This is a genomic window from Quadrisphaera sp. GCM10027208 (assembly GCF_042658805.1).
Taxonomy (GTDB): domain Bacteria; phylum Actinomycetota; class Actinomycetes; order Actinomycetales; family SCSIO-59966; genus SCSIO-59966.
Genome location: NZ_JBHSRC010000005.1, coordinates 30,818 through 43,039, shown reverse-complemented (window position 1 = coordinate 43,039; position 12,222 = coordinate 30,818). Strand labels below are relative to the sequence as shown.

The following is a 12,222-nucleotide window of genomic DNA, read 5'->3' as shown; positions in this document are numbered from 1 at the left end:
GGAGAGTTCGCGCCATGAGCGACGACACCCGACGGTCCGTGTCCCTTGAACGGGTTGAGACCGGCGTCTACCGGGCCCGTAACGACCGTGGCGGCGAGCTGGTGTTCGGCAGCCACGCCGGCGCCGGCTTCACCCCGGTCGAGCTGCTGCTCGCGGCGATCGCCGGCTGCTCGGCGGTCGACGTCGACGTCGTCACCGGGCGGCGGGCCGAGCCCGAGCGGTTCGAGGTGCGCTGCTCGGCGGACAAGGTCCGCGCGGACGGCGGCAGCCAGCTGGAGAACATCGAGCTGACGTTCTCGCTGCGGTTCCCGGCCGGGGCGGACGGCGACGCGGCCCGAGAGATCCTGTCGCGGGCGGTCGCGGCGTCCCACGACCGGACCTGCACGGTGAGCCGGACGATCGAGCGTGGCACCCCGGTCACGGTGCGGGTCGAGGACTGAGCCCCAGCCGCAGCGACGCGAGCTGGTGACCGGTCGCGACGAGAGCACCGGTGGAGTCCCACACGTCGCAGGTCTCGTCGACGGTCGCCGAGCGGCCGCCGGACGCCGACCCGTCGTCGACGACCCGTACCCGCTGCCGGACGGCGAGCGGGCCGGGTGCCGGGTGGGCACGCAGCCAGACGGAGAGCTGCAGGGTCGGCACCCACCCGGTCAGGCCGAGATCGAAGGTGGCCGGCGGCAGCGCGTCGGCAGCGAGCAGGAGTGCCAGCGCGTCCGGCGGCCGGCCGTCGTCGAAGGTCAGGTAGCCGCGCAGCTCGCCCCGCCCGGACGGCGGACCGGTGACCCAGCCGAGGCAGTCGGGGTCGACGTGCTCGGCGACCTGCCCGAGCAGCGGCGCCTCGTAGTCCTTGGTGCCGGCGGGCAGCCGGACGCACCGCTCCAGCGGCGGCAGGGCGACCGGCGGGACGGCGTCGTGCCGGTGGCCGCGACCAGCAGCGGGCAGGGTCCCGCAGGTGAGGGTGACCGCGACGTAGGCCTCGTCGTCCTGCGGTGCGTGCACGGTCGCCCGCAGGACGCTGGTCCCCCGCCCGGTGCGCAGCACCTCGACGTCGACGTCGAGGGGACCGGCCGGGGCGACGGCGAGGTAGGCGCCGCTGACGGCGAGCGGGTCGAGGTGCTCCCCGCCGCGCGCGTCGACCTCGGCGAGCGCGGCGCGGGTCGCCAGCGCGAGCAGGTAGCCGCCGTTGGGGCGCCCGCCGATGGTCCACTCGGGGTCCACCGCGCAGCGCCACCGGCCAGGGACGCCGGTCGCCGTGACGGCGGTCGCCGCGTCGAAGCGGTACGTCCCGGTCACGACGCGTCAGCGGCGGCGCGCACGTCGGCCGCGATGGCGACCGCGACCTGGGGGTCGAGCTCGTACGGGGTGTACAGGCCGGCCCGGGTCATCAGGTCGCCGTAGCGGCGGACGAGCTCGGCACCCACCGACTCGGGCTCGCCGACGACGGCGAACGCGTCGAGCACGTCGTCGTCGATCAGCGCGCCCATCTCCTGCCACCGGTTCTGCAGCGACAGGGTGTGCAGCTGATCTCCGAGGTCGGTCCAGCCGTGCAGGTCGAGCACCGGCCGGTACGCGGGGGTCGACGCGTAGAAGGCGATCTGGCCGCGGACGGCGTCCCGGGCGGCGGCGAGCTCCTCCTCGGTGCGCCCGGTGGCGACGAACGGCGCACCGCTGACCTCGAAGCCGTCCATCGACCGGCCCGAGCGCTCCCGGCCGCGGCGCAGGGCGGGCAGGGTGACCTCCCGCAGGTACCGCTCGGTGGTGAACCCGTGGACGATGAACCCGTCGGCGACCTCGCCGGCCACCTCGGTCATCCGGTCGCCGACGCCGGCGAGGTAGACCGGTGGGGACCCGTACTCGTTAGGGCCAGGGTTGAAGAACGGCGACATGAGGGTGTGGGTGTAGAAGTCGCCCTCGAAACGCAGCCGGGTCCCCTGGTTCCACGAGTCCCAGATGGCGTGCAGGGCGCAGATGAACTCCCGCATCCGGGCGGCCGGCTGCGACCACGGCATGGAGAACCGGCGGCTGATGTGCGGCTTGACCTGGGAGCCCAGGCCGAGCAGCAGCCTCCCGCCGGAGACGGCGTGCACGTCGTTGGCGCTGACCGCGAGGGTCATCGGGTTGCGGGCGAACGCCACGGCGATGGCGGTGCCGAGGCGGATCCGGTCGGTGACCGTGGCGGCGAGGGTGAGCTGCAGCAGCGGGTCGTGCCGGACCTCGCTGGTCCACAGCGCGTCGTAGCCGGCCTGCTCGGCCAGGCCCGCGTAGTGGCGGACGTCGACGGGAGCGGTCGGCGGCAGTCCGGCGTCCATCTTCATACCGGTCTTCATACCGCTGGGCTCCTCAGGCCTCGACGACGACGGGGATGATCATCGGACGGCGGCGGAGCTTGGTACCCGCCCAGCGGCCCACCACCCGGCGGACGACCTGCTGAAGCTGGAGGGTGTCCCCGATCCCCTCGCGACCGGCGTCCGCGAGCGCCTCGGCGATCTGCCGCTTGATCGGCTCAAACACCGACTCGTCCTCGGCGACGCCGCGGGCGTGGATCTCCGGGCCGACGACGACCTTGCCGGTGCCGGAGTCGACGGCGACGAAGATGGAGATGAACCCCTCCTCGCCGAGGATCCGCCGGTCCTTGAGGTCGGCGTCGGTGAGGTCACCGACGCTGGAGCCGTCGACGTAGACGTACCCGCACGGCACGGCCCCGGCGATGCTGGCCTTGCCGTCGACGAGGTCGACGACCACGCCGTCCTCGGCCACGGCGATGCGCTCGCGGGGGATCCCGGTCAGCGCGGCGATGTCCGCGTTGGCGATGAGGTGACGGACCTCGCCGTGCACCGGCATGACGTTGCGGGGCTTGACGATGTTGTAGCAGTAGAGCAGCTCGCCGGCGCTGGCGTGACCGGAGACGTGGACCCGGGCGTTGCCCTGGTGGACGACCTTCGCGCCGAGCCGGGCCAAGCCGTTGATGACCCGGTAGATGGCGTTCTCGTTGCCTGGGATCAGCGAGGACGCCATGATCACGGTGTCGCCCCGGCCGATCCGGATCCGGTGGTCGTTGTTGGCCATCCGGCTCAGCGCGGCCATCGGCTCTCCCTGCGAGCCGGTGGACATCAGGACGACCTGCTCGTCCGGCAGGTCGTCGACGGCCTTGATGTCGACGAGGACGCCGTCCGGTGCCTTGAGGTACCCGAGCTCGATGGCGACGCCCATGTTCCGGACCATCGAGCGCCCGACGAAGGCCACCTTGCGGCCGTGGGCGGCGGCGGTGTCCAGCACCTGCTGGACCCGGTGCACGTGGGAGGCGAAGCTCGCCACGATGATCCGGCGCTCGGCCTGGTGGAAGACCGCGTCGAGGACCGGCCCGATCTCGCGCTCGGAGACGGTGAACCCGGGGACCTCCGCGTTGGTGGAGTCGACCATGAACAGGTCGACGCCCTGCTCGCCGAGCCGGGCGAACGCGCGCAGGTCGGTGATCCGCCCGTCGAGCGGCAGCTGGTCCATCTTGAAGTCACCGGTGTGCAGCACGGTGCCGGCACCGGTGCGGATGGCGACCGCGAGCGCGTCGGGGATGGAGTGGTTGACGGCGACGAACTCGCACTCGAACGGGCCGAGCCGCTCGGTCTGCCCCTCGGTGACGGTGAGCGTGTACGGCTTGATCCGGTGCTCCTTGAGCTTGGCCTCGACGAAGGCGAGGGTGAGCTGGGAGCCGATGAGCGGGATGTCCTGGCGCAGCCGGAGCAGGAACGGGACCGCGCCGATGTGGTCCTCGTGGCCGTGGGTGAGGATGACGGCGACGACGTCGTCGAGCCGGTCCTCGATGTAGCCGAAGTCGGGCAGGATGAGGTCGACGCCGGGCTGGCTGTCCTCGGGGAACAGCACGCCGCAGTCGATGACGAGCAGCTTGCCGTCGTACTCCAGGACGGCCATGTTGCGGCCGACCTCGCCGAGCCCGCCGAGCGGGACGACGCGCAGCCCGCCAGGGGCGAGCGGGCCGGGGGCGGTCAGTTCGGGGTGCGGGTGGCTCACAGGACTCCTGCCTTGTCGAGGTCGCCACGGAGCTGGGCGACCTGGTCGTCGGTCGCCTCGACCAGTGGGAGGCGAACCGTTCGGGTGGGGATGACCCCAGCGAGCTGCATCGCGGCCTTGACCATGATGGCGCCCTGGGTACGGGTCATGATCGCCTCGACGACGGGGAGCAGCCGGTGGTGGACGGCGAGCGCCGCGGCCAGGTCGCCGGCGTCGACGGCCCGGACCATCTCGGCGTACTGCCGCCCGGCGACGTGCCCGACGACGCTGACGACGCCCACGGCGCCCTGGGTGAGGTGCGCGAGGTTGAGCACGTCGTCGCCGGAGTAGTAGACGAGGTCGGTGGCGGCCATGACCTGCGCACTGGCGAACAGGTCGCCCTTGGCGTCCTTGACCGCGACGACGCGGTCGTGGTCGGCCAGCCGCAGGAGCGTCTCGGTGGTGATCGGCGTGCCGGTGCGGCCGGGGATGTCGTAGAGCATGACCGGCAGGGCGGTGGCGTCGGCGACCGTCGTGAAGTGCCGGTACAGCCCCTCCTGGGGCGGTTTGTTGTAGTACGGGGTGACGACGAGAAGCCCGTCGGCACCGGCCTTCTCGGCGGCGCTGGCGAGCTCGACGCTGTGGGCGGTGTCGTTCGTGCCGGCGCCGGCCACGACGTGCGCCCGGTGCCCCACGGCCTGGACGACGGCGCGCACCACGGCGACCTTCTCGTCGTCCGTCGTGGTCGGGGACTCCCCCGTCGTCCCGTTGACGACGATGCCGTCGTGGCCGGTGTCGACGAGGTGCTCGGCGAGCCGCTGGGCGGCGTCCAGGTCGACTGCGGAGCCGTCCGCGGTGAACGGCGTGCACATGGCGGTGAGGACTGCGCCGAACGGACGGCCGGCGCTGCGCGCGGGGGCCGGGGAGGTGTCGGGCATGAGGGGCAGGCTACCGCCGTGGGCCGACAACGCCGCTTCGTCGAGGCCCGAAGTAGCGGGTGTCAGGGGGATCGTGCAGATCCCGGCGGCCGATGCGGGGCTGTCCGTATCCTTCTGCTCGCGCGTCCCTTCTGACCCGAATGCCCTCGGCCGAACGGACGACGACGCCGTGTTCCGAACAGCCGCCGCGCGGTGGCGCGCCACCGTCCTAGCCTGCCTCGAGGTGGCAACTCGAGCAGCAAGGTGGGCACGTGAGAGCACTCCGGGGAGATCGTGAGCGCGGCGCTGCGGCCGTGGAGTTCGCCTTGGTCCTGCCCATGCTCATAGTTCTGGTGTTCGGGATCATCTCGTTCGGGTTCATGTACACGAACTGGACGGCACTGGAAAGCGGCGCTCGCGAAGGTGCCCGGTACATGGCCATCCACTCCAGCACGGACTCAACCGCAGGTGCTGTGGCGGAAGAGCGAGCCAAGGCTGCTGCCGTACTCCCCTGTGGAGCGGACGCAGACGGAGATGGTCTCGGGGATTCCTGCACAGCCGTCCCGGACCCGATCCAGTGTGCGGCAGGTGTCACGGACATCACGTACCGGATGACGGCACCCGTGGATCTCACGATCCCATTCGTGACCAGCGAGACGATCGTCTTGACAGCAGAGGCGGTCATGCGATGCGGCGGCTGAGGAATGACGACGGCGCCACGGCTGTCATGGTGGCCATTCTCATGGTGGTTCTCGTGGGGATGGCGGCCTTCGCCGTGGACATGGGCTCCATGCACCTGCAGAACCGGGAACTGCAGAACAGCGCGGACGCCGGCGCCTTGGCGATCGCCCAGCAGTGCGCCGCCGGTTCCTGCCCAGACGACGAGGATGCTGAAGCACTCTTCTACGCCGGGGCCAACTCGACGTCCGGCGGCGGCTTCTTCGAGAACACGGCTGCAGACGCGGACCTCAACGTGACGGCCCAGAAGGTCACGGTGACGGCCACCGGCGACAACACCCCGCTGTTTCGGGGCGTCCTCGGAGTCGGCGACTCGACGTTCGCCCGCTCGGCGACAGCGATCTGGGGGCCACCTGCCTCCTTGGTCAGCTCGATCCCGTTGACGATCTCCCAGTGCGAGTTCGACAACGCTATTCCCACGCCTGGCGCCTTGGCCGACCCCGCTGCACTCGAGGCTGCCGTGGCGTCGGGATCGATCGGGACTCCGCCGTTCCCGGCGGGCGAAGTGACCTTCAATTTCCATTCCCCAATTGAGATTCCTGGCTGTCCGGAAGGTCCGCCTGGGTCGGACCATCCCGGGGGCTTCGGGTGGCTCGAACCCGATGATGACGACGACACGACCGACTGCGAGACGTCAAGCGACACGTCCGGAATGTTCAGTACGAGCACGGGGGTATCCATCCCCTGCGACAAGGACGAGTTCGCCGCGCTACGAGGGACGGTAGTGCCCCTCCCAGTTTACGAGTATGTGAAGGGGAAGGGCGACAATGCCGAGTACAAGATGGCCGGTTTCGCGGCGTTCTTCCTCAGCGGTTGGCGGTTCCCGAGTTTCACTGGTGACTCCTACGCGACAGGTTCACCACCGTGCAGTCCGCCCGACACCTGCATCAGCGGGTGGTTCACCTCGGCAACTCTCGCCGACGGCGGGGAAGTCGACTTCGGGGCAGGCGGCGGCGGCGTCAACGTCGTCCAGCTGATCGGCTGACCGATGCACCGGACGCCGCCGCGGCTCCCAGCAACGGCGACCTGGCTCGAGTTCCGCGGAGCGCTTCGGCGACTGCGAGTCGAACGGGACGTGGCGCTGGACAACTACCCGGACAAATCAAACATCTTGACCGCGTGACCTTCGCACTCCTTTCCGTCCAGTTACGCCGTTCGACTGACAAGTTGGACAGAACACTGTTAACAATTCCCGACGAACGCACTACTGTGCGCCTCGTGCCGGGGAAAGCGCCTGTCGGCGTGCCCGACCTCGCGGGCTGGCTGCGCGCGGGTCTGGCGATGCTGTGCGTCGTGGCGGCGATCGGTGAGTCGTTCGTCGTCCAGGCCTTGCCCTGGGCGCTGGGGGTCGTGCTGCTCGAGCTGCTCGCCACAGGTCGCGACAGCCGGGGCCGGCTGGCGGTCCTCGTCACCGAGACCGGTGTCGTCTTCGCGGCGGTCCTGTCCACCTTCCCGGACCACCGGTCGCTGCTGCCGCTGCTGCTCGTCCCGGCCTTCCGCGCCGGTGAGCTCCACGGCGTCCGAGCGGGACTGCTGACAAGTGGCGTCCTCGCCCTGGCGCCGCTCACGGCGTGGCTCAACGCACCGAACCCCGAGGACGTCAGCGTTGGCCTCCAGTGGAGTGCCCTGGCCCTCGCCATCGCCGTCCTGGGTGCCTGGGGATCAGGCTTCGAGCGCGACCGGCACTCCGGCGCGGCCGCCGCGCGGAAGGCAGGGGAGCTGTTGGGGCGCCTGCAGGACCTCGCCAAGGAGCTGCCGGCGGGCTTCGACGTCCCAGCCGTGTCCGAGATGCTCGTCGACGAGGTCCTGCGTGCGGCGCCTGCGCACCGTGCCGCCGTGCTCGTGCGCATCGGCCCTGACGAGATGAGCCCGGTCGTGGTCCGCGGCGTGGACCGGGTGCCGTGGCGCGACCCGGTAACCGCCCCCGGTACGGCGCACCGGGCCTGGATCGGTGCCCGCACGGTCAAGGACGTCCGCCGCGCTGACGTCGAGGGACGACGTCGTGGGTCGGCCATGCTGGTCGTCCCGGTCGCGGACCGGGACGACGAGGTGCTGGGTCTCCTGGTGCTCGAACGGCTCGCCCCCCGGCAGTTCTCGATCGAGGAGGTCGCGTCCGTGGAGCGGGCCGTGGCCGTCGCCGCACCACGGCTGCACGCGGCGCTGGCGTTCGTCGAGCTGCGCATCATGAGTGAGGTGGCCGAGCGCGAGCGGCTGGCTCGCGAGATGCACGACGGCGTCGCGCAGGACCTCGTCGCGGTCGGGTTCGGGCTCGACATGGTCCAGCGGCAGCTGAGGGCACGCGACCCGGAGATGGCATCACAGGTGCAGGAGGTTCGAGGCCAGCTCAACCGCACCCTGCGCGACATCCGGTACTCGATCGCCGCGCTGCGTACGTCTGTGCGCCCCGAGCGAGGTCTTGGAGCAGCACTGTCGAGCGCGGCGCAGGCGCTCGGGCCGGCCACCGGCGCCTCGGTGTCGTTCTCCCTCAAGGAGTCCCCGTTCCGGCTGCCGGCGCACGTCGAATCCGCGCTGCTGCGCCTCGCGCAGGACTTCTTCGCCGACGTCCGCAGCGCGGGCACGGTCTCGAGGGTGCACGTGGTCCTGGAGACCGACGCGCCCACGGCCCGGTTGAAGCTGGGCCACGACGGCCCGCACGCGTGGGCACCGGACCCGGCGTTCGTCACCGCCCTGGCCGACCTGGGTGGCTCCGTGGCCCACCGCCAGGTTGACGGCGTCTGGACATCGACGCTGTCCGTCGGCACCACGCTCGGAGAACGCCCGAGCACCCCTGGAGGGGCTGCCGAGAGCACGGGGACGAACCTGGTCACGGAGGTGTCGCCATGACGACGCGGGTGCTGCTGGTCGACGACCACACTGTGGTGCGCAGCGGACTGAAGACCATGCTGGACGCCGAGCCTGACCTCGAGATCGTGGGCCAGGCCGACGGCCTCAACTCGGGCTGGCGTGCCCTGGTGAGCCTCGATCCGGACGTGCTGGTCTGCGACGTGACGATGGCTGACGGCAGCGGGATCGACCTGTGCCGCAAGGCTCGCGGCGACTTCCCCGGCCTCGGCATCGTCGTCCTGACCATGCACGGCGACGACGACACCTTGTTCGCCGTCCTGGACGCGGGTGCCTCGTCGCTGGTGCTGAAGAGCGCCGGGCTGGACGACGTCCTGGCGGCGGTACGCCAGGCAGCCTCCTCCCCCGACGTCTTCTCGGCGGCCGGGCTCGGCGCGGCGATGCGTCGCCGCGCCAACGACGACCGCCCCAGGCTGACCCCCCGCGAGACCGAAGTCCTCCAGCTGCTCAAGGACGGGCTGTCGATCCACCAGGTGTCCAGACGACTCTACCTGTCGGAGTCGACCGTCAAGACGCACGTCGCGAAGTTGTACGACAAGCTCGGCGCGACCAACCGGGCCCAGGTGGTGATGAACGCCGTCCGGCTCAAGCTGATCCCCACCGACTGAGCCCGGATCGCCCGTTCGGACGACGGGGGTCGGGCCGCTTCGCCGACGCTCTCCGCCCGCTGCGGCGAGACACTCGGACGATGAGGCGACCGTGACCGTGTGGCGCGCGAGGAGGCGACGGGCCAGAGGGTGGCGCCACCGCGGGGTGCTCCTGGCAATGGCATCCGGCGGTTTCGCGATCGTCCTGCTCGTGTCGCTGCTCGGGCTCGTCGGACCGGGCCTGTGACGAGATGAAGGAGTCGCCATGACGCACCCCTTGACGGAGGCCGCACAGGTCACGCCCGTGACGGCCACCGAGGCACTGAGGCTGGCTGACGAGGGCGTGCGTCAGGGCAGCGCGCTGGCCCGGGTCTGGGGCACCGGCTTCACGCCCCTGGACACGCACCTCCAGGGCGGCCTGCACGCGGGCGACCTGTCGCTGCTCGCCGGCGCCCAGGGCACCGGGAAGACCACCTTCGCCCTGCAGGCGGCCCGCAACGTCTGCCGGCGCGGCGACTCCGCCGTCGTCGTCTGCTACGAGCACACACCGGCGCAACTGCTCGAGCGGCTCGTGGTGATGGAGGCCGCCCTCGCCGCCGGGCCGTCGGCGCCGACGCAGGAGGAGGTGCGCCGGCGCCTCTCCCCCGGCGGAAGTGACCTCCTCACCGGCCTGCGCGACCTGCCGGGCGCGGCCGAGGCGCTGGAGGCCATCGAGACCTACGGCTCGCGGCTGCACCTCGTGCCCGCCCGCGGTGACGTGACCGGGCTGCAGGACATCAGCGCCCTCGCCCGTACCGCCGGCGGGCCGGCGCTCGTCGTCGTCGACTACCTGCAGAAGGTGTTCGCCGGCGACATCGACGACGAGGACGTGCGGGTCGCCCGCATCGCGACGTCGCTGAAGGACCTGGCGCTGGAGCTGTCGTGCCCGGTGCTCGCCGTCACGGCCGTCGACCGCACCGGCCTGGACGCGCGCCGTATCCGGGCCCGGCACCTCAAGGGCTCGGTGACCCTCGCCTACGAGGCAGACTCGATCATGGTGCTGCAGGACAAGTACGACGTCGTGGCACGCCAGCACCTCATGTACGACCTGGCCGGGGCCGCGCAGCACCACAACTGGGTCGTGGTGAGCGTGGAGAAGAACCGGCACGGTCGAGGCGGCGTCGAGCTGGAGTTCCGCAAGCGGTTGTCGCACGGCCACATCGACCCGCACGGCCGCGTCGTCGAAGACCAGCTCGTCGACGAGCGGATCCACGTCGAGCAGGACTGACCGGACGGCAAGACCGGCAGAACGGCAGGACCGGCAGGACGGCACGGTCACGGCAGCCGGTGCGTCTCCAGCTCGTCGGCCAGGCGCAGGAGTTCACATGCCGTGGTGAGGTCGTCCCGCTCGTCGCGCACCGCCGTGACCAGCGTCTGCACGTCGGCCTTGCGGTACGGGTGCTCGCGACCCAGGACGACGACGAGGTCCTCCGTCCGGGTCATCAGCACGGACAGGTGGCGGGCCAGCGGGACGCCGATGAGCTGGCTGCGCAGGTCGTCGCTGTCACCTACCGACAGCGTGGGGTGCTCCGGTGTCAACAGGGCCATGGCGGCCGGGAGCTCCTCGACGTCACGCCACTCCAACGGTCTGAGGCCCCGGCCAGCGATGACGCGCCAGCGGGCTCCGCGTCGGAACAGCACGGCCACGTCACTGTCGAGTCGGTCGGCCAACGCGGCCGCGAGGTCCTCGGCCACGGCGGACACGGACCGCGCCCTCGTCGCCAGCGCTGCGACGTCCGACGGGGAGGGCTCGCGCCGGCGGCCCACCGGCTCGGCCTCAGGAACGACGGTCGGCGTCACCACCGTCGCTGTCGCGCCGTCGCGCCGTGGGATCGCGGCGAGGATGTCCTCACCGGACGCCGGTGGGAGCACCACCGTCACGCCGTCGAGGGCAGCCAGGGTCGGATGCGGTGACAGCAGGACGACGGGCAGCTGCGGGTCGGCCTGCCGCAGCCGGGCCAGCGCCTCGGCGGCGGCGCCCGGCTCCGCGAGGTCGATGACGGCGCAGTCGAAGGGATCGGTGGCCGCATCGGGAGCTGACGGCCTGTGGTCGACGGTGGCTCCGGCGGCCCGCAGGGCCAGCGCCCGCGGCATGTGCGGGCTGATCACGAGGACCCGAGGCGCTCCCCCAGTGGCGCGCACCCTCGGCTCACAAGGTCCCGGTGAAGGCGTCGATCATCCGGATGACACCAGGCCCGATGATCACCACGAAGAGTGAGGGGAAGATGCAGAAGATCAGCGGGAACAGGATCTTCACCGGGACCTTCTGCGCCTTCTCCTCCGCGCGCTGGCGTCGGATCAGCCGCATCTCCTTGCTCTGCTCGCGCAGCACGTTGGCGACCGGGATGCCCAGCCGGTCGGCCTGCACGATGGCGGCCACGAAGGTGCGCAGCTCGTCGACGTTAGTCCGCTCGGCGAGGTCCTGGAACGCGGCGGCCCGGGCCTTGCCGATCTGGATCTCCTGCAGCACCCGGGAGAACTCGCCGGACACCGGTCCGTCGGTGTTCGTGGCGACCTGCTGCAGCGCCGCGTCGAAGCCCAGCCCGGCCTCCACGCACACCGTCAGCATGTCGAGGGCGTCCGGCAGCGACTTGCGGATCCCGTCCTGCCGGTGAAGGCCCCGGTTGTAGACGAGCAGGTCAGGCAGCCAGAACCCGGCGGCGCCACCGACCACGGCGAACAGCAGCCCGCGGAGCCCGAAGCCCCCGACGAGGCCGGCGAGCACCGCTCCGCCGACCAGTCCCGCGCCCTTGACCCCCAGCACCCGGTCGACCGTCCACCCTGGCGGGTTGCCCGCGAAGTCGAGGTTCTTCTGCAGCCGGCCCACCGTCCCCGCGGGTGACAGGCGTGAGCCCAGGGAACGACACCTCTCGATCGCGGGATAGAGGATCCGTTCCCTGAACGGCAGCTCGTGCCGGGCGACCTCGCGCTGTGCTCGCATCTGGTCGATGACCGCGAGGGACCTGGCCACGCCGGTCGGCTGGGCGGAGCCCATGACGAGCGCCAGCACGAGCAGCGCGACGCCCAGCCCGACGGCGCCGACGGCGGTGAGCAGGAGCAGGTCGGCGTCCATG

12 protein-coding genes are annotated in these 12,222 nt (G+C 71.4%); 6 read left to right on the top strand and 6 right to left on the bottom strand.

Going from position 1 to position 12,222, the window contains the following annotated elements; translation table 11 throughout:
• The first annotated feature begins 14 nt into the window (after positions 1-14).
• Complete coding sequence (locus tag ACFP6A_RS09550) at positions 15-440, top strand: OsmC family protein (protein ID WP_379603285.1); 426 nt, start codon at positions 15-17, stop codon at positions 438-440.
• Here ACFP6A_RS09550 and ACFP6A_RS09545 read toward each other — a convergent pair.
• From ACFP6A_RS09545 to dapA, 4 genes are read right to left on the bottom strand one after another with little or no spacing between them, the layout of a single operon-like run.
• On the bottom strand, positions 418-1,293 hold the full coding sequence (locus tag ACFP6A_RS09545) for a thioesterase family protein (protein ID WP_379603284.1): 876 nt from the start codon (positions 1,291-1,293) through the stop codon (positions 418-420). The genes ACFP6A_RS09550 and ACFP6A_RS09545 overlap by 23 nt on opposite strands.
• Positions 1,290-2,327, bottom strand: a complete 1,038-nt coding sequence (locus ACFP6A_RS09540; protein ID WP_379603283.1) for a TIGR03617 family F420-dependent LLM class oxidoreductase — start codon at positions 2,325-2,327, stop codon at positions 1,290-1,292. The genes ACFP6A_RS09545 and ACFP6A_RS09540 overlap by 4 nt, the downstream gene beginning before the upstream one ends.
• A 13-nt stretch (positions 2,328-2,340) precedes the next feature.
• Positions 2,341-4,026, bottom strand: a complete 1,686-nt coding sequence (locus ACFP6A_RS09535; protein WP_379603282.1) for a ribonuclease J — start codon at positions 4,024-4,026, stop codon at positions 2,341-2,343.
• On the bottom strand, positions 4,023-4,943 hold the full coding sequence (gene dapA / locus ACFP6A_RS09530) for a 4-hydroxy-tetrahydrodipicolinate synthase (protein WP_379603281.1): 921 nt from the start codon (positions 4,941-4,943) through the stop codon (positions 4,023-4,025). Before dapA ends, ACFP6A_RS09535 begins: the two co-directional genes overlap by 4 nt.
• Before the next feature lie 251 nt (positions 4,944-5,194).
• On the opposite strand from dapA, the gene ACFP6A_RS09525 reads away from it, so the two are divergent.
• From ACFP6A_RS09525 to ACFP6A_RS09505, 5 genes are all read left to right on the top strand, one after another.
• A complete protein-coding gene (locus ACFP6A_RS09525; protein ID WP_379603280.1) occupies positions 5,195-5,623 on the top strand; it encodes a TadE/TadG family type IV pilus assembly protein in 429 nt (142 codons plus the stop codon).
• A complete protein-coding gene (locus ACFP6A_RS09520) occupies positions 5,611-6,645 on the top strand; it encodes a pilus assembly protein TadG-related protein (protein WP_379603279.1) in 1,035 nt (344 codons plus the stop codon). Before ACFP6A_RS09525 ends, ACFP6A_RS09520 begins: the two co-directional genes overlap by 13 nt.
• 233 nt (positions 6,646-6,878) lie before the next feature.
• The gene (locus ACFP6A_RS09515) at positions 6,879-8,504 is read left to right on the top strand and encodes a GAF domain-containing sensor histidine kinase (RefSeq protein WP_379603278.1); all 1,626 of its coding nucleotides are present in this window, start codon (positions 6,879-6,881) and stop codon (positions 8,502-8,504) included.
• Positions 8,501-9,130: a response regulator gene (locus tag ACFP6A_RS09510; RefSeq protein ID WP_379603277.1), complete on the top strand. Its 630-nt coding sequence runs from the start codon at positions 8,501-8,503 to the stop codon at positions 9,128-9,130. The genes ACFP6A_RS09515 and ACFP6A_RS09510 overlap by 4 nt, the downstream gene beginning before the upstream one ends.
• Before the next feature lie 244 nt (positions 9,131-9,374).
• The gene (locus ACFP6A_RS09505) at positions 9,375-10,376 is read left to right on the top strand and encodes a DnaB-like helicase C-terminal domain-containing protein (protein ID WP_379603276.1); all 1,002 of its coding nucleotides are present in this window, start codon (positions 9,375-9,377) and stop codon (positions 10,374-10,376) included.
• Positions 10,377-10,423: 47 nt separating this feature from the next.
• Here the strand turns inward: ACFP6A_RS09505 and ACFP6A_RS09500 are convergent, their stop codons facing one another.
• Positions 10,424-11,257, bottom strand: coding sequence for a hypothetical protein (locus tag ACFP6A_RS09500; protein WP_379603275.1), 834 nt, complete (start codon positions 11,255-11,257; stop codon positions 10,424-10,426).
• Positions 11,258-11,297: 40 nt separating this feature from the next.
• The gene (locus ACFP6A_RS09495) at positions 11,298-12,221 is read right to left on the bottom strand and encodes a type II secretion system F family protein (protein WP_379603274.1); all 924 of its coding nucleotides are present in this window, start codon (positions 12,219-12,221) and stop codon (positions 11,298-11,300) included.
• Position 12,222 lies beyond the last annotated feature (1 nt).

Coding starts and splice junctions, on each gene's coding strand:
- ACFP6A_RS09540 (WP_379603283.1), bottom strand. CDS start 2,327: ATGAAGACCGGTATGAAGATGGACGCCGGACTGCCGCCGACCGCTCCC.
- ACFP6A_RS09495 (WP_379603274.1), bottom strand. CDS start 12,221: ATGGACGCCGACCTGCTCCTGCTCACCGCCGTCGGCGCCGTCGGGCTG.
- ACFP6A_RS09510 (WP_379603277.1), top strand. CDS start 8,501: ATGACGACGCGGGTGCTGCTGGTCGACGACCACACTGTGGTGCGCAGC.
- ACFP6A_RS09520 (WP_379603279.1), top strand. CDS start 5,611: ATGCGGCGGCTGAGGAATGACGACGGCGCCACGGCTGTCATGGTGGCC.
- ACFP6A_RS09550 (WP_379603285.1), top strand. CDS start 15: ATGAGCGACGACACCCGACGGTCCGTGTCCCTTGAACGGGTTGAGACC.
- dapA (WP_379603281.1), bottom strand. CDS start 4,943: ATGCCCGACACCTCCCCGGCCCCCGCGCGCAGCGCCGGCCGTCCGTTC.
- ACFP6A_RS09505 (WP_379603276.1), top strand. CDS start 9,375: ATGACGCACCCCTTGACGGAGGCCGCACAGGTCACGCCCGTGACGGCC.